General features: G+C 66.1%; 19 protein-coding genes and 1 tRNA gene. 10 read left to right on the top strand and 10 right to left on the bottom strand.

Going from position 1 to position 13,380, the window contains the following annotated elements; all coding sequences use genetic code 11:
* Nucleotides 1-25: 25 nt before the first annotated feature.
* The 4 genes from pheT to AC07M7_RS06570 all read left to right on the top strand — a co-directional run bounded on the left by pheT (nucleotide 26) and on the right by AC07M7_RS06570 (nucleotide 3,216).
* Entirely contained in the window at nucleotides 26-2,407 is a 2,382-nt protein-coding gene (pheT, locus tag AC07M7_RS06585) for a phenylalanine--tRNA ligase subunit beta (RefSeq protein WP_495206982.1), read from the top strand.
* 27 nt (nucleotides 2,408-2,434) lie between these two features.
* Nucleotides 2,435-2,734: an integration host factor subunit alpha gene (locus tag AC07M7_RS06580; RefSeq protein WP_005410432.1), complete on the top strand. Its 300-nt coding sequence runs from the start codon at nucleotides 2,435-2,437 to the stop codon at nucleotides 2,732-2,734.
* Nucleotides 2,715-3,071, top strand: a complete 357-nt coding sequence (locus tag AC07M7_RS06575; protein WP_005410431.1) for a MerR family transcriptional regulator — start codon at nucleotides 2,715-2,717, stop codon at nucleotides 3,069-3,071. The genes AC07M7_RS06580 and AC07M7_RS06575 overlap by 20 nt, the downstream gene beginning before the upstream one ends.
* Nucleotides 3,072-3,139: 68 nt before the next feature.
* A tRNA-Pro gene (locus AC07M7_RS06570) sits at nucleotides 3,140-3,216 on the top strand.
* Nucleotides 3,217-3,281: 65 nt separating this feature from the next.
* Here the strand turns inward: AC07M7_RS06570 and AC07M7_RS06565 are convergent.
* The 3 genes from AC07M7_RS06565 to AC07M7_RS06555 form a co-directional block, all read right to left on the bottom strand.
* On the bottom strand, nucleotides 3,282-3,722 hold the full coding sequence (locus tag AC07M7_RS06565; protein ID WP_495206981.1) for a GNAT family N-acetyltransferase: 441 nt from the start codon (nucleotides 3,720-3,722) through the stop codon (nucleotides 3,282-3,284).
* On the bottom strand, nucleotides 3,719-4,072 hold the full coding sequence (locus tag AC07M7_RS06560) for a DUF6713 family protein (RefSeq protein ID WP_428709614.1): 354 nt from the start codon (nucleotides 4,070-4,072) through the stop codon (nucleotides 3,719-3,721). Before AC07M7_RS06560 ends, AC07M7_RS06565 begins: the two co-directional genes overlap by 4 nt.
* Before the next feature lie 88 nt (nucleotides 4,073-4,160).
* Nucleotides 4,161-4,670, bottom strand: a complete 510-nt coding sequence (locus AC07M7_RS06555; protein ID WP_495206980.1) for a DUF3011 domain-containing protein — start codon at nucleotides 4,668-4,670, stop codon at nucleotides 4,161-4,163.
* 241 nt (nucleotides 4,671-4,911) lie between these two features.
* On the opposite strand from AC07M7_RS06555, the gene AC07M7_RS06550 reads away from it, so the two are divergent.
* Entirely contained in the window at nucleotides 4,912-5,307 is a 396-nt protein-coding gene (locus tag AC07M7_RS06550) for a hypothetical protein (protein ID WP_046983958.1), read from the top strand.
* A gap of 24 nt (nucleotides 5,308-5,331) precedes the next feature.
* Here the strand turns inward: AC07M7_RS06550 and AC07M7_RS06545 are convergent, their stop codons facing one another.
* Nucleotides 5,332-6,036 carry an aspartate/glutamate racemase family protein gene (locus AC07M7_RS06545; protein ID WP_308518121.1) on the bottom strand — a complete coding sequence of 235 codons (705 nt, stop codon included), beginning with the start codon at nucleotides 6,034-6,036 and terminating at the stop codon, nucleotides 5,332-5,334.
* 142 nt (nucleotides 6,037-6,178) lie between these two features.
* On the opposite strand from AC07M7_RS06545, the gene AC07M7_RS06540 reads away from it, so the two are divergent.
* Both AC07M7_RS06540 and AC07M7_RS06535 read left to right on the top strand, forming a co-directional pair.
* Complete coding sequence (locus AC07M7_RS06540; protein ID WP_136639965.1) at nucleotides 6,179-6,820, top strand: LysE family translocator; 642 nt, start codon at nucleotides 6,179-6,181, stop codon at nucleotides 6,818-6,820.
* A 94-nt stretch (nucleotides 6,821-6,914) separates the two neighbouring features.
* A complete protein-coding gene (locus tag AC07M7_RS06535) occupies nucleotides 6,915-7,088 on the top strand; it encodes a DUF1328 domain-containing protein (protein WP_006380555.1) in 174 nt (57 codons plus the stop codon).
* 22 nt (nucleotides 7,089-7,110) lie between these two features.
* On the opposite strand, the gene AC07M7_RS06530 is transcribed toward AC07M7_RS06535, so the two are convergent.
* The 4 genes from AC07M7_RS06530 to AC07M7_RS06515 form a co-directional block, all read right to left on the bottom strand.
* Nucleotides 7,111-7,443 (bottom strand): SMR family transporter, encoded by a 333-nt coding sequence (locus tag AC07M7_RS06530; RefSeq protein WP_136639966.1) that lies wholly within the window; start codon nucleotides 7,441-7,443, stop codon nucleotides 7,111-7,113.
* 13 nt (nucleotides 7,444-7,456) lie between these two features.
* On the bottom strand, nucleotides 7,457-8,029 hold the full coding sequence (locus AC07M7_RS06525; RefSeq protein ID WP_046983955.1) for a TetR/AcrR family transcriptional regulator: 573 nt from the start codon (nucleotides 8,027-8,029) through the stop codon (nucleotides 7,457-7,459).
* A gap of 90 nt (nucleotides 8,030-8,119) precedes the next feature.
* A complete protein-coding gene (locus AC07M7_RS06520; protein WP_046983954.1) occupies nucleotides 8,120-8,353 on the bottom strand; it encodes a DUF1653 domain-containing protein in 234 nt (77 codons plus the stop codon).
* A 12-nt stretch (nucleotides 8,354-8,365) separates the two neighbouring features.
* On the bottom strand, nucleotides 8,366-8,650 hold the full coding sequence (locus AC07M7_RS06515) for a hypothetical protein (RefSeq protein WP_430765901.1): 285 nt from the start codon (nucleotides 8,648-8,650) through the stop codon (nucleotides 8,366-8,368).
* A gap of 395 nt (nucleotides 8,651-9,045) precedes the next feature.
* Between AC07M7_RS06515 and AC07M7_RS06510 the strand changes: the two genes are divergently transcribed.
* The 3 genes from AC07M7_RS06510 (at nucleotide 9,046) to AC07M7_RS06500 (ending at nucleotide 10,307) form a co-directional block, all read left to right on the top strand.
* A complete protein-coding gene (locus AC07M7_RS06510; RefSeq protein WP_046983951.1) occupies nucleotides 9,046-9,249 on the top strand; it encodes a hypothetical protein in 204 nt (67 codons plus the stop codon).
* A gap of 133 nt (nucleotides 9,250-9,382) precedes the next feature.
* Nucleotides 9,383-9,937, top strand: coding sequence for a DUF3011 domain-containing protein (locus AC07M7_RS06505; RefSeq protein ID WP_136639968.1), 555 nt, complete (start codon nucleotides 9,383-9,385; stop codon nucleotides 9,935-9,937).
* A gap of 166 nt (nucleotides 9,938-10,103) precedes the next feature.
* Complete coding sequence (locus tag AC07M7_RS06500) at nucleotides 10,104-10,307, top strand: hypothetical protein (protein ID WP_005417823.1); 204 nt, start codon at nucleotides 10,104-10,106, stop codon at nucleotides 10,305-10,307.
* Nucleotides 10,308-10,416: 109 nt separating this feature from the next.
* Here AC07M7_RS06500 and dxs read toward each other — a convergent pair whose 3' ends face one another.
* Nucleotides 10,417-12,324 (bottom strand): 1-deoxy-D-xylulose-5-phosphate synthase, encoded by a 1,908-nt coding sequence (dxs, locus tag AC07M7_RS06495; protein WP_046985954.1) that lies wholly within the window; start codon nucleotides 12,322-12,324, stop codon nucleotides 10,417-10,419.
* A 105-nt stretch (nucleotides 12,325-12,429) separates the two neighbouring features.
* On the bottom strand, nucleotides 12,430-13,095 hold the full coding sequence (locus AC07M7_RS06490) for an HNH endonuclease (protein WP_046985953.1): 666 nt from the start codon (nucleotides 13,093-13,095) through the stop codon (nucleotides 12,430-12,432).
* Between the last annotated feature and the right edge of the window lie 285 nt (nucleotides 13,096-13,380).

The raw sequence follows: 13,380 nt of genomic DNA, 5'->3' as shown, positions 1-13,380 counted from the left end.
GCGCCGGGCCCACCAGGGTGACACCATGAAATTCTCCGAAAACTGGCTGCGCAGCCACGTCCCGACCAGCGCATCGCGCGAAGAACTGAGCGCGGTGCTGACCGCCATCGGCCTGGAAGTGGAGGAAGTGACTGCGCTGGGCGAAGGCCTTGATCACGTGGTCGTGGCACGCATCGTCGAAGCGGTGCGCCACCCGGAGGCCGACCGCCTGCAGGTGTGCAGGGTCGATGCCGGGCAGGGCGAGCTGCTGCAGATCGTCTGCGGTGCACCGAACGCACGCCCGGGCCTGGTCGCGCCGTTGGCGATGGTCGGTGCGCAGATCGGTGAGCTGAAGATCAAGCCGGCCAAGCTGCGCGGCGTCGAGTCCAACGGCATGCTGTGCTCGGCCAAGGAGCTGGGCCTGGACAACGATGCCTCCGGCCTGTTGGAACTGCCGGACGACGCGCTGGTCGGCCAGACCCTGGTCGAGTACCTGGGCCTGCCGGACGCCAGCATCGAGATCAAGCTGACCCCGAACCGCGCCGACTGCTTCAGCCTGCGCGGTATCGCCTACGACGTCGCCGCGGCCACCCGCAGCGACGTGCTGGATTTCACCGCCGAGGCGATTCCCGCCGTCGGCAGCCGTGAGTTGGCCATCCAGCTCGATGCCGGCGCCGAGGCGCCGCGCTACCTCGGTCGTGTCATCGAAGGTGTCAACGCCGCCGCCAAGACTCCGCTGTGGATGGCCGAGCGCCTGCGCCGCAGTGGCGTGCGCCCGGTCTCGCTGCTGGTCGACATCACCCAGTACGTGATGCTGGAGCTGGGCCAGCCGATGCATGCTTACGACCTCGGTACTCTGCAGGGCAGCATCGCCGTGCGCCGTTCGCGCGCCGGCGAGAGCCTGAAGCTGCTGGACGGCCGCGACGCCGCGCTGGACGACAGCTTCCTGGTGGTCACCGACGCCGATCGTGCGGTCGGTCTGGCCGGCCTGATGGGCGGCTTCGACACCCGTGTCACCGACGCCACCACCGCCGTGTTCCTGGAGGCCGCGCACTTCGCTCCGGCCGCGATCATGGGCCGCGGTCGCAAGCTGGGTCTGCACACCGATGCCGGCCATCGCTTCGAGCGCGGCGTCGACCCGGCACTGCCGCGCACCGCCATCGAATACGCCACCCGCCTGGTGCTGGACCTGGCCGGCGGTACCCCGGCAGCGGTCACCGAGGCCGTGCGCGCCGGCGACCTGCCGAAGCCGGCGACGATCGTGCTGCGCCGCGCCCGCATCACCCGCGTGCTTGGTATCACCATCGACGATGCCGAAGTCGAACGCATCCTCCGCGCGCTGGGCATGGACGTCGTTGCGACCGGCGATGGCTGGCAGGTCACGGCGCCGAGCCGCCGTTTCGACATCGCCATCGAGGAAGACCTGATCGAAGAGCTGGCCCGCATCCACGGCTACGAGCAGATTCCGACCACGCTGCCGGGCGGTGCCTCGCGCGTGGCGATGCCGAGCGAGACCCAACTGGACGCGCTGAGCGTGTGTCGCCAGCTGATCGCCCGTGACCAGCAGGAAACCGTGAACTTCGCCTTCGTCGACGATGCGCTGCTGACCCAGTGGCAGCTGCGCGACAACCTGGTGCCGCTGGCCAACCCGCTGTCGGCCGAACTGGCGGTGATGCGCCCGTCGCTGCTGCCGGGCCTGGTCGCCACGCTCGGTCGCAACGCTGCCCGCCAGCTGGGCCGCGTGCGCCTGTTCGAGATTGGTCGGGTATTCGCCCGGCAGGCCGGTGACGGGCAACCGGCACCGCTGGAAACCCCGCGCGTGGCCGCTGCGGTCTGCGGTGAAGCGCAGGCGGTGCAGTGGGGCCTGCCGACCCGCAAGGTCGATTTCCATGACCTGAAGGGCGACCTGGAATCGCTGGCCGCCGCCAGTGGCGCGGTACTGGAGTTCCGCCCGTCGGACCGTGCCTACGGTCACCCGGCACGTTCGGCCGAGGTGTTCCGCGACGGCGTGGCGATCGGCTGGATCGGCCAGGTCCACCCGCGGCTGGCCAGGGCGATGGACATCGAAGCCGATGTCTATGCCTTCGAACTGGACCTGGAGCCGCTGTCCGCCCGCCGCCTGCCGCGTGCCGGCGAGCTGTCGCGCTTCCCGGCGGTGCGCCGCGACCTGGCGTTCCTGGTGCCTGAGCAGGTGGCCTGGGCCGAGCTGGCGGCGACTGTCCGCCAGGCCGCTGGGCCGCTGCTGCGCGACCTGAACCTGTTCGACCGCTATGTCGGCCAGGGCGTCGAGCCGGGATTCAAGAGTCTCGCTATGGGCTTGATTTTGCAGGACAAGTCGCGCACTCTGACGGACCGCGACGTGGATGCGGTGGTGGCCGAGGCGGTCACTGCCATCGAGCGTGAACACCACGCCCGGATCCGCGGCTGAGCGGGCAGCACTCGGGGGTAGCAGGCAATGGCATTGACCAAGGCGGAGATGGCGGAAAAGCTGTTCGACGAAGTCGGTCTGAACAAGCGGGAAGCCAAGGAATTCGTCGACGCGTTTTTCGATGTGCTGCGTGAAGCATTGGAACAGGGACGTCAGGTGAAGCTGTCGGGCTTCGGTAATTTCGATCTGCGGCGCAAGAACCAGCGCCCGGGTCGCAACCCCAAGACCGGCGAGGAAATTCCGATTTCCGCCCGTACGGTGGTCACCTTCCGTCCGGGCCAGAAGCTCAAGGAGAGGGTGGAAGCTTATGCTGGATCCGGGCAGTAACCGCGAACTACCGCCGATCCCGGCCAAGCGCTACTTCACCATCGGTGAGGTCAGCGAGCTGTGCGACGTCAAGCCGCACGTCCTGCGCTACTGGGAAACCGAGTTTCCCAGCCTTGAGCCGGCCAAGCGCCGAGGCAACCGTCGCTACTATCAGCGCCACGACGTGCTGATGGTGCGGCAGATCCGCAGCCTGCTGTACGAACAGGGCTACACCATCGGTGGTGCGCGTCTGCGTCTGGATGGCCCCGATGCCCGCGAGGAATCGGCATTGAGCAACCAGATCATCAAGCAGGTGCGCATGGAGCTGGAAGAAGTGCTGCAGTTGCTGCGCCGCTGACCCCATTTCCATCGTAATCCGCTATACTTCACGGCCCGCCGCACTGGCGGGCACATCGCAGCATCAGTCGGGGCGTAGCGCAGCCTGGTAGCGCATCTGCCTGGGGGGCAGAGGGTCGTCGGTTCGAATCCGGCCGTCCCGACCACTTTGATGAACCAAGAAGCCTGCGCAGCGATGCGTGGGCTTTTTTGTGCGTGTGGCAGAGGCCGATCATGCACCCGCGAAGCGGTAGATCAGCTCCGGGTCGCCTTCGTCCAATCCGTGTACGATGCCGCTGTCGATGAAGCCCGACGCAGCGAGCAGACGCTGCATGCCGATGTTGGAGGCATTGGTCGAGGTGAACAGTTTGCGCCGGCCATGCAATGCGATGGTCTGGAGTAGCAGTGCGGTACCGATGCCTTGGCCGCGCTGTGCGTGCGCCACCATCAGCATTTCGATGAAGGCTTCGCCGAAGAAGTGGTGATGAATGACCAGGTAGCCGACGGCCTTGCCGTTTTGCTCGGCAACCTGCACGCCGCCGCGTGCCAGCCAATCGCCGATCTGCATGGCCCGGCTTGGATCGATGGCGGCCACGCTGTCGAGCGCAATCAAGGCATCGGCGTCCTGGATGCTGCCGTCACGCAGGTGTGCGGAGTGGGAAGTCCGGTTCATCGCCGGCGCAGCTGCAGCAACAGGCCGCCGCCCGACACAAAGCAGGCGAGCAGGACGGCGATCGACAGCGGCAGGTGGAATTCATTGCGACCGAACAGGGCAAACGCCAGATGGATCAGCGCCGTGCCAATACCGAGCGCGCCACAAACCAGCGCATGGCCGCGCGCCGACGATGTGCCCAGCAGGGTCTGGCGATAACCCCAAAGCACGAAGCCGATCGCAAGCAGGTTGAACAGCAGGAAGCCTTGGATGCCACCGGGCACATGGAACATGGCCCATTCCTGCCAGAACGCAGCGTCGATCTGATGCAGGATCAACGCCAACAGCGTCGCCAGATACCATCGTTCCATGTCGCGCTCCCTGCCATGTACAGGCCATAGTCTATCGGCTCTGTCCCACACGCATGCCTACCCGCCGCAGCCAGCGCGTGCTCGGCAGTCAATACACCCGGAACTCGGCCCGGCAGCCGTCGCTCACCCACACGCCGTGGCGGTCCCAGCCCCAGTTGCGATCCTCGATGCAGGTCGTCACCGACTTCTGTTTGACCAGGCGCACGTCGCGACGAACACGGATGCGGCATTCCTTTTCCTTCTTTTCATAGGACTCGCAGACCAGGCGTTCGCCGTCGTCGTCGCGGTCCCGGCCGCGCCCGGGCCAGCGTCCGCGCCCCTGTTCGTCGGCAACGAACTCGGCGCGGCAGCCATCGGTGACCCACAGCATGCGACGGCTCTGGCCCCAGTTCCTGTCCTCGACGCAGCGGGTGACCGAGAGCTGCTTTGCCGGGCGCATGCGGCCCTCGATCGGGCACTGCTGGGTCTTGTTGAACTGGGATTCGCAGCGCAGCGGTGGAACGTGATCGGTGTCGTAGTCCTGGGCGGCCACGGCGGTGGCGGCCAGCAGCAGGGCAAGGGCGGTGCCGGCGATCGGCAGCAGCAGGCGATGGGTCATGTGGAGCCTCGGGTGGGGAACGGGTGGCAAGAATGGCCCAGCCCGGGGCTGCCGGAACGGATCGTTCCGGCGATGGCTCAGTGGGGATTTAGTAGTGCGCGCCAGCCCATGCAGGGGCTTACATCCCGTATCATCGCTGCACATCCGATCGCATCGGCTTACACCTTCTTACATGTCTCCCACGCCTGTCGGCACAGCCTGTGGCTGTCGTCACTGGCGTGCGGGCGGCCTGCGGAGGACGATGCGCGGACCACGACGACCACAGGGGGTTGCGTTGATCAGCAGTACCGTCATTCATCGCTCGGCCGACGCAGGCGGCGCCGAGGTGCGGGTCCTGGACACCACGTTCAAGGGCAAGCATGTGTTCATCGCCTGGGGCCTGCGCGGGCCGGAACTGACCCGCAGCGCAGACCCGGCTGCCACCGTGGCTGCGCGCAAGGCGTTGCACGCCGAGGCCGGCCACAGCGAAGGACCGCGCAGTCCGGAAGTGTTCATCGCCAACCAATCGGCGGTGGCGATCACCGTCTATCGGCTGCTTACCGAAGCGCGCTCCGGCGATGCCATCTTCTTCCTGTGTGATTCGCAGGCGGTGGTCGATTGGCTCATCACCGCGCTGGAAGTGCAGGGCGCGGACTGATTCCGGGCCCTGTCCGGTATCGGTTCAGGCCAGTGCCGCGTCCACCGCGGCCAGCGCATGCAGGGTGGTGGTATCGAACAGCGGCACGGCGCTGTCCTCCGTTCGCACCAGCAGCATGATCTCGGTGCAACCGAGGATGATCGCTTCGGCACCGCGCTCGACCAGGCGTGCGATCACGTCGACATAGACCTGTCGCGAGCGATCACTGACCACGCCGGCGATCAGTTCCTGGTAGATGATGTCGTGCACGCTGCGACGATCATCGGCATCGGGGACCAGTACCTCCAGGCCGAAGCGATCCTGCAGCCGGCCGCGGTAGAAGTCCTGTTCCATGGTGAAGGCGGTGCCCAGCAGGCCCACCCTGCGTATGCCCGACTGCACGATGGCAGATGCGGTCGGGTCGGCGATATGCAGCAGCGGCAGCGGGCAGGCGGCCTCGATACGGTCGGTCAGCTTGTGCATCGTGTTGGTGCAGATCAGCAGCAGGTCAGCACCGCCGGCCTGCAGCCGCCGTGCGGCGTCGACCATGTGGTCGCCCAGTGCATCCCAGTCGCCGTCGTGCTGCAGCTGCTTGATGCCGGCGAAATCCACCGACCACAGCAGCAGCTGCGCCGAATGCGCGCCTCCCAGGCGCTGCCGCACCTCCTCGTTGATGAGCCGGTAGTACTGCGCCGAGCTTTCCCAGCTCATACCGCCGATCAGGCCCAGGGTTTTCATGCGCAGCTCCATGCCAGGGGCCGTCATTGCAGCACAGATGGCGTCCGGGTGCCGATGGCCGGGATCTGTAACCCTTGTATCCACGCCGCGCTGTATGTGCCGCTGATGGTGGCAACCGCTTAAGCTGGCGGGGTTTCCTGGAGCGACTGAAGAAATGGCCCTGCATACCTGGTGGTGGTTCCTGGCCACGGTCTTTGTGCTGTGCGGTACACCTGGCCCGAACATGCTGCATATCCTTGGCCGCAGCGTCGGGCTCGGCTTCCGCGGCAGCGTGCCGGCGATGGCCGGTTGCCTGCTGGCGATGCTGCTGGTGCTGGCAGCGTCCGCGGCCGGCCTGAGTGCGCTGCTGCATTCCTCGCCGATGCTGTTCGATGTGCTGCGCTACCTGGGCGTGGCCTACCTGGCGTGGCTGGGCCTGAAGGCGTGGCGCGACAGCTGCCGGCCTGCACCGCCGGTGACGACCGATGCCGCACTGCCGACGATGCCGGTACATGGTGCGTGGACGGTGTTCCGTGGCGGTCTTCTGGTGGGCCTGAGCAACCCCAAGCTGCTGCTGTTCGCGGCGGCGTTCCTGCCGCAGTTCGTCGATCCGTCGCGCGGCCAGGCGCTGCAGTACAGCGTGCTTGTCACCACCTTCGCTGCCTGCGAGCTGTTCTGGTACGTGATGTATGCCGCCGGAGGCCATGGCCTGCGCCGCTGGTTGGCCAAGCCCTTCGCACGGCGCTGGTTCGAGCGGCTGGTGGGCAGCGTGTTCCTGGCTTTCGCGGTGGCGCTGCTGCGCTTCCGGCCGCGCTGATTCACGCCGCGCACGCGGCCTGTTCACGACTGCCGCATCGGCCACGGCCTAGCCTGATCATCCAGTACGCAGTCCCCGTGGGGAAAGGATTGACATGATCAAGTGGGCCATCATCTTCGCCATCATCGGCGTCATCGCGGGCGTGCTCGGTTTCGGCGGCATTGCCGGCGCCGCGGTCGGCATCGCCAAGTTCCTGTTCTGGGCTGGCATCATCATCGCCGTGGTGCTGTTCCTGCTCGGCATGACCGTAGCGAAGAAGGTCAGCTAGCGTTGACCGCGCAGCAGCGTGCTCAGTGTGCGCTGCTGTGCGAGAACAGGTTGATCACCAGCACACCGGCACAGATCAGCCCGATGCCGATCAGCGCCGGTGCATCCAGGCGTTGCTTGAAGACCACCAGCCCGATCAGCGAGATCAGCACGATGCCGACACCGGACCAGATCGCATAGGCGATGCCGGTGGGGATCGACTTCATCGTCACTGACAGCAGATAGAAGCACAGGCCGTAACCGACCAATGCGCCCAGTGTCGGTGCTAGGCGGCTCATGCCATCGGACGCCTTCAACAGCGAGGTGGCGATCACTTCCAGCACGATCGCAGCGGCAAGACAGGCGTAAGGGCTCATTGCAGGCTCCGGCTCACAACGGGTCGCACAACTTCAGGGCCTGCTCGGCCATGGCCAGCGCGTTGAGGCGCTCTTCTTCGTCCAGCGGCCGGCCGTAGGCGGTAGCCCAGTAGCCGTCGGCGGCGCAGCGCGCGGCATACAACCGTGCATCGTTGGCCTCGTCAGGGAATTCGGCCAGCATGGCGCGCTTCCAGGTGCGCCAGTGCGCGAGCAGGGCCGGCTCCATCAGATTGCCGAGGGTCAGGCCGATGTCGTTGTCTTCTTCCTGCTGCAGCAGGTGTTCGAAGTTGGCCTGCACATAGGCACGGCTGAAGCAGCCATGGCCAGGTGCGCTCTGCAGCAGCAGGGCGCGCACGCGTGCTTCGAATTCGCCGATGAGTGCGCCGATGGCTTCATCGACCAGTGCCTGCTTGCTGCTGAAGTGGTGGAACAGCGCGCCCTTGCTGACACCGGCGGCGTGGGCCACGTCCTGCACGGTCAATGCGGCCAGGCCATCTCGGCCGATCACTTCAATGGTGGCCTGCAGCAGTGACTGGCGCACGCTGTCGGGCGCCTTGCGGCGCGAGCGGGAGGGGGATGCGGACATGATGGGAAGAAACCGACTGGACGGTACGATTGTAGCGCAGGCCTGCAGATGCGCCGCGCCGCGCTGCCGGCCGCGGCCGGCAGCTTCCGGTCAATCGTCGATCCGAGCGAAGCGGGGTTGCGGCCCGTGTTCGCCGGGCACCTGTTCGACGAACATAGGGTACGGCCGCACCCACAGGCCGCCCTGGCCATAAAGGGCGCGATACAGCACCAGTGGCTCCAGCGTCTCGCTGCTGCGGACGATGTCGATCACTTCGTACTCGCCGCCCTTGAAATGGCGATAGCGACCCGGTGCGAGGGTCGGCAGTGGGCTCAGCTCAGCCATGGCGCCTGCGGCTCACTTGCGGGCCGGGCTGGCCGGCTTCGCACAGTAGGTATCGATGGCCTCGGCGGTATTGGCCAGGCCGTGGGCCTTGGCCAGTTCCCACGGACGCTCGCAGCGCTGGCTGTGTTCGCACCACTGGTAGCCGGCCGAGCCGATGCAGCCGTGGGCGTCGCGGTCACCGCCGACCATCGGTGTGGCCGGCGCGGCCGCTGCCGCGTCAGCGCGCGCAGCTGCCTTGTCCTGGCTCGCGCAGGCGGCCAGGAGCATCAGGACGGGAATCAGGAGAAGTGCTTTCATCGGGCTGGCTCCGTGCCTAAAGCGACAGTGTCTGTCGCAAATAACCCTTCAGCAAGCGCTCTCTACACGACGGCGCGGATCAGTTCCTCGATCAGCACCAGATAGCTGGCCACGAAGTAGAACTTAAGAAGCGTTGAACGCTGCTGGAAAAAGAAGGTGCGCATGTGGAAGGGGCCCCTGTTGGTGACAGTAGTGTGAAGCCGTGCTGACTCCGTGACAAGGATCACGAAATGAATTCGGTAAATGGACTCAGCGATGTGAGGGCAGGGGTGACCGACCGAATCCCGAGGCATTTTCGTACAAATCTGATAGGCCATTCCTGAGGCGCTCGCTAGCCTGACGGGATACTGGCGGTAGGACCCGCCGACGGATCTTCGAACCCCCGGGAGCCTTTCATGGTCATTACTATCCGATGCAACCACCAGCACTGGTCCGTGCTGGACCCGCACGCGCCTGATGCCGCCCGTTATGCGCGCGGTGCCGACGCGTTCGACGCCGCCGCCGCACTGGCCCTGGAGCACCACCGTCGTACCGGCCAGCCCAGTCGGGTGCGGGTCGAAGCACTCGGTAATGCCGTGGACGCGCTCATCGTCGAATGACGCCCAGGCGACGCCGGTGCGGTCAGCCGCGGTTGGGTTGTTTGAATGGGGAAAGAACCGTCTTTGCGCGCCCCCTGTGCGCCGCGTCGGGAATCACTGATGCTTGCGCCATCGTATTCATCTGGAGATATCGATGGGCAAGGCACTCCCCTGGCGCACCCTGGCCTGCACCCTGTTGCCGATGCTGGCAGCCGCCGGTGGCGCACAGGCGCAGAGCTATGGCTACGGTTATGACGATGATCGCTATGGCGGTCGCCAAGGCAGTGGCATCGTGCGCTGCGAGTCGATCAAGAACCGCAGCAATGAGTGCCGTCTGGAAGGCCGGGCCCGGATGATCCGCCAGTTGTCGGGTTCGCCGTGTGTCGAGGGTGAGACCTGGGGCCAATCGCGCTACGGGATATGGGTCACCCAAGGTTGCCGTGCCGAGTTTGTCGGCGAATACCGCCGCGGTGGGGGCTGGGGCAATGGCGGCGGTTGGGGCAACGGCAACGGTTGGGGTGGCGGCGAGGTCGTCACCTGCCATTCCAACGGCCACCGCCAGGAGTACTGCGAAGCCCGCATCCGCCGTGGCGTGCGCATGGTCCGCCAGGATTCGCGCAGCGCCTGCATCGAAGGCCAGACCTGGGGCTGGGACCGTCGCGGCATCTGGGTCAGCAATGGTTGCCGGGCCCAGTTCCAGGTGAACTGAGCGTCCCCCTCGAAAATCAGAATAATCTGATACAGCTCACATTTTGAACAACGTATCTTCTGCGATCAGGGAGTCTTCGGGTGTCCCTGATCTGCAACGACAGTCCGTGCCGTTATCGGTGCGGTCGTACGCCAACGTCGATACGCTGCCTCAAGGAGTGAGCCGCATGTTGATCCGCCTGCAATGCGAACAGCGCCAATGGCGCGTGCTGCACCCGGACAGGCCGGAGCCGATCGAGTTCCGTGATGGCGCCCGCGCCTACGATTTCGCCGAAACCCTCGCACGCCTGCACTTTGTCGATACCGGGCAGCGCGCGGCGGTGCGCGTGGAGGCCAGTGGTGCATTCGTGGAGGCGGTCAGCTACGGCTGAGGGCCGGGGCGCGTTTTCGGGGTTCCGCCATCCACGCATGGCGTGGATATATTCCGGTCCGCAGTAGACCCACGCCGTGCGTGGATCCACCAGGCGGTGCTGGCCGGCCTCAGCCGGCCGCGCTCAGCGGCGGGGTACCGGTCACCAGTTGCGGCCAGCGCTTGAGCACTGCCGCGCGGATGCCGGCGGCATCGATACCCGCTTCAGCCAGCAGGTCCTCGCGGCTGGCGTGGTGCTGGTAGCTGTCGGGCAGGCCCAGGTGCAGGATCGGGCGCTGCACGCCCTCGGCATTGAGCAGCTCGCCGACGCCGGAACCGGCACCACCGGCCACCACGTTGTCTTCGATCGTCACCAGGCCCTCGTGCTGGGCGGCGACAGCCAGCACCAGCTCGCGGTCAAGCGGCTTGATGAAGCGCATGTTGACCACGCTCAGGCCCAGTTCGCGGCCGACCTGTTCGGCCGCAGCCACGGTGCTGCCGAAGGCGAGCAGGGCGATACGGCTGCCCTGCAGGCGCAGCTCGCCCTTGCCGATCGGCAGCGTGGACAGGTCGTTGCCGGCGGCCACGCCGGTGCCGGTACCACGCGGATAGCGTACAGCGGCCGGGCCCGGGTGCTGCAGGCCGGTGCTGAGCATCTGCCGGCACTCGGCTTCGTTGGACGGTGCCATTACCACCAGGTTCGGCACGCAGCGCAGGAAGCTCAGGTCGAGGTTGCCGGCGTGGGTCGCGCCGTCCGGGCCGACCACGCCGGCGCGGTCGATCGCGAACAGCACGTCCAGGTCCTGGATCGCCACGTCATGCACCAGCTGGTCGTACGCGCGCTGCAGGAAGGTGGAATAGATCGCCACCACCGGCTTGCCACCCTGGGTAGCCATGCCGGCGGCGAGGGTAACCGCGTGCTGCTCGGCGATCGCCACGTCGAAATAGCGCTGCGGGTATTCCTTGCTGAAACGCACCAGGCCGGAGCCTTCGCGCATCGCCGGGGTGATGCCGTACAGGCGCGGCTCGGCGGCGGCGGCATCGCACAACCAGTCGCTGAACACATCGGTGTAGGTCGGTTTCTTGGCGCCGGCCTTGGCCACCAGGCCCTTGTCCGGATCGAACGGACCCACTGCGTGGTAACCGATCTGGTCGCCTTCGGCCGGCTCGTAGCCCTTGCCCTTGGTGGTCATCACGTGCAGCAGCTTCGGACCCTTGGAGGCGCGCAGGGTCTTCAGCGCAGACAGCAGTGCCGGCAGGTCGTGGCCATCGATCGGGCCGGTGTAGTGGAAGCCCATTTCCTCGAACATCGTGGACGGCACGAACATGCCCTTCCAGTGTTCTTCCCAGCGCTTCACGAAGCGCGCGGGATTGTTCTTCTTGTCGCCCAGGATTTTCTTGCCGCTTTCTCGCAGTGCGTTGAGCGTGCGGCTGCCGGTGGCGCGGCCGAGCATCTTGGTCAGGCCGCCAACCGCTTCGGAGATCGACATGTTGTTGTCGTTGAGGATCACCAGCAGATTCGGCTCGGGCTCCATGCCACCGGCATGCATCAGCGCCTCGAACGCCATGCCGGCGGTCATCGCGCCGTCACCGATCACCGCCACGACCTTGCGGTCGTCGCCTTCGGACTGGCGGGCGATGGCCATGCCGAGCGCGGCCGAGATCGAGGTCGAAGAGTGGCCGACGCCGAAGGTGTCGTACTCGCTTTCCTCGCGCTTCGGGAAAGGCGCGACGCCGTCCTTCTGTTTGACGGTATGGATCTCGTCGCGGCGACCGGTGAGGATCTTGTGCGGATAGGTCTGGTGACCGACATCCCAGACCAGCTGATCGACCGGGGTCTGGTACAGGTAGTGCAGGGCCACGGTGAGTTCGATCACGCCCAGGCCGGCGGCGAAGTGGCCGCCGCTCTTGCCCACCGATTCGATCAGGTAGGCGCGCAGTTCATCGGCGACCGCCGTCAATTCGGATTCGTCGAACGTGCGCAGGTCATCCGGTGTCTGGATGCGCGCGAGGCGGGGATAGCGGGCAGAGTCGATCATCATGTTCGCACTTGTTCTGAACGCCCATTTTCGCCCTCAAACGGGGGTGGGGCAAGCAAACGCCGCCGTCCGTGACAGGACGGTGAGGGTTGCATTTTCGGCGATTCAGGTGCTCAGTTTTGACCGCTTGGGTAATTGCGCCTTCAGGAAGGCCATCTGGTCGGCCAGGATGTTGCGGTTGGACAGGATCAGGTGCTCGATCCAGCTGGGCCGGTAGGGCACCGCCAGCAGCGGCATGCCGGCCTGCTGGGGCGTGCGGTCGCTCTTGCGCGAGTTGCAGTGGAAGCAGGCGGTGACCACGTTTTCCCAGCAGTCCAGGCCGCCCTTGGACAGCGGCATGACGTGGTCGCGGGTGAGCGTGGGGCGACCGAACTGCTGGCCGCAGTACATGCACAGGTGGGCGTCGCGGGCGAACAGGGCCGGGTTGGTCAGGTTCGGTGTGGGATCGATCGCGCGGGAGCGGGCGTGACCGCGGGCGGCGATGATCGGGTGCAGGTCCATGCCGCTCTGCAGGCCGCTGAAGCGGTTGGTGCCGCCGTGGATGTGCAGGCAGGGATCGCCGAGTGTCCAGGCGACGGCTTCGCGGGCGTAGAGGCAGGCAGCATCCTGCCAGGTGATCCAGTCCAGTACGCGTCCGTGGGCATCAAGCGAGAGCAGCCGGACCGAACCGGGGCGATGCAGCGTCGTGGCGTTGGGCGATGCTTCGGCGCCCGGAGCAGAAATCGGAGCTCCGGCTTCGATCAGACCCAAGCGTGTAGTGTCTGTCTCCATCGGGAGAACAGCTTATACCTGAATCATTGCGATTTGGGTATCGCCTGGAGGGCGATACCCAAATCGCAAGATTCAGGTCCACGCATTCCTCCTATCCCCCGCGCCGTTGGCGCGCCCCCCTTAACAAAGGGGGGCTTTTCTCCAGATGGATTCCGGTGGTTTCCATCCACGCGTGGCGTGGATCTACGGCAGATCGCGGGGGACTGTCAGAGGCGGGGCGGTGTGGGTTGGCAGGACCGTTGGCGCCATGGATGGCGCCATCGAGCCCCCAAGGATGGGTTTACG

The sequence above is a fragment of the Stenotrophomonas sp. GW821-FHT09E08 genome, from assembly GCF_059416125.1.
This window is presented reverse-complemented; position numbering and strand designations above follow the sequence as displayed.

What these genes read in the sequence shown, in the direction of transcription:
- pheT (WP_495206982.1), top strand. Translation starts at nt 26, where the DNA reads ATGAAATTCTCCGAAAACTGGCTGCGCAGCCACGTCCCGACCAGCGCA.
- AC07M7_RS06580 (WP_005410432.1), top strand. Translation starts at nt 2,435, where the DNA reads ATGGCATTGACCAAGGCGGAGATGGCGGAAAAGCTGTTCGACGAAGTC.
- AC07M7_RS06575 (WP_005410431.1), top strand. Translation starts at nt 2,715, where the DNA reads ATGCTGGATCCGGGCAGTAACCGCGAACTACCGCCGATCCCGGCCAAG.
- AC07M7_RS06565 (WP_495206981.1), bottom strand. Translation starts at nt 3,722, where the DNA reads ATGAACCGGACTTCCCACTCCGCACACCTGCGTGACGGCAGCATCCAG.
- AC07M7_RS06560 (WP_428709614.1), bottom strand. Translation starts at nt 4,072, where the DNA reads ATGGAACGATGGTATCTGGCGACGCTGTTGGCGTTGATCCTGCATCAG.
- AC07M7_RS06555 (WP_495206980.1), bottom strand. Translation starts at nt 4,670, where the DNA reads ATGACCCATCGCCTGCTGCTGCCGATCGCCGGCACCGCCCTTGCCCTG.
- AC07M7_RS06550 (WP_046983958.1), top strand. Translation starts at nt 4,912, where the DNA reads ATGCGCGGACCACGACGACCACAGGGGGTTGCGTTGATCAGCAGTACC.
- AC07M7_RS06545 (WP_308518121.1), bottom strand. Translation starts at nt 6,036, where the DNA reads ATGGAGCTGCGCATGAAAACCCTGGGCCTGATCGGCGGTATGAGCTGG.
- AC07M7_RS06540 (WP_136639965.1), top strand. Translation starts at nt 6,179, where the DNA reads ATGGCCCTGCATACCTGGTGGTGGTTCCTGGCCACGGTCTTTGTGCTG.
- AC07M7_RS06535 (WP_006380555.1), top strand. Translation starts at nt 6,915, where the DNA reads ATGATCAAGTGGGCCATCATCTTCGCCATCATCGGCGTCATCGCGGGC.
- AC07M7_RS06530 (WP_136639966.1), bottom strand. Translation starts at nt 7,443, where the DNA reads ATGAGCCCTTACGCCTGTCTTGCCGCTGCGATCGTGCTGGAAGTGATC.
- AC07M7_RS06525 (WP_046983955.1), bottom strand. Translation starts at nt 8,029, where the DNA reads ATGTCCGCATCCCCCTCCCGCTCGCGCCGCAAGGCGCCCGACAGCGTG.
- AC07M7_RS06520 (WP_046983954.1), bottom strand. Translation starts at nt 8,353, where the DNA reads ATGGCTGAGCTGAGCCCACTGCCGACCCTCGCACCGGGTCGCTATCGC.
- AC07M7_RS06515 (WP_430765901.1), bottom strand. Translation starts at nt 8,650, where the DNA reads ATGAAAGCACTTCTCCTGATTCCCGTCCTGATGCTCCTGGCCGCCTGC.
- AC07M7_RS06510 (WP_046983951.1), top strand. Translation starts at nt 9,046, where the DNA reads ATGGTCATTACTATCCGATGCAACCACCAGCACTGGTCCGTGCTGGAC.
- AC07M7_RS06505 (WP_136639968.1), top strand. Translation starts at nt 9,383, where the DNA reads ATGGGCAAGGCACTCCCCTGGCGCACCCTGGCCTGCACCCTGTTGCCG.
- AC07M7_RS06500 (WP_005417823.1), top strand. Translation starts at nt 10,104, where the DNA reads ATGTTGATCCGCCTGCAATGCGAACAGCGCCAATGGCGCGTGCTGCAC.
- dxs (WP_046985954.1), bottom strand. Translation starts at nt 12,324, where the DNA reads ATGATCGACTCTGCCCGCTATCCCCGCCTCGCGCGCATCCAGACACCG.
- AC07M7_RS06490 (WP_046985953.1), bottom strand. Translation starts at nt 13,095, where the DNA reads ATGGAGACAGACACTACACGCTTGGGTCTGATCGAAGCCGGAGCTCCG.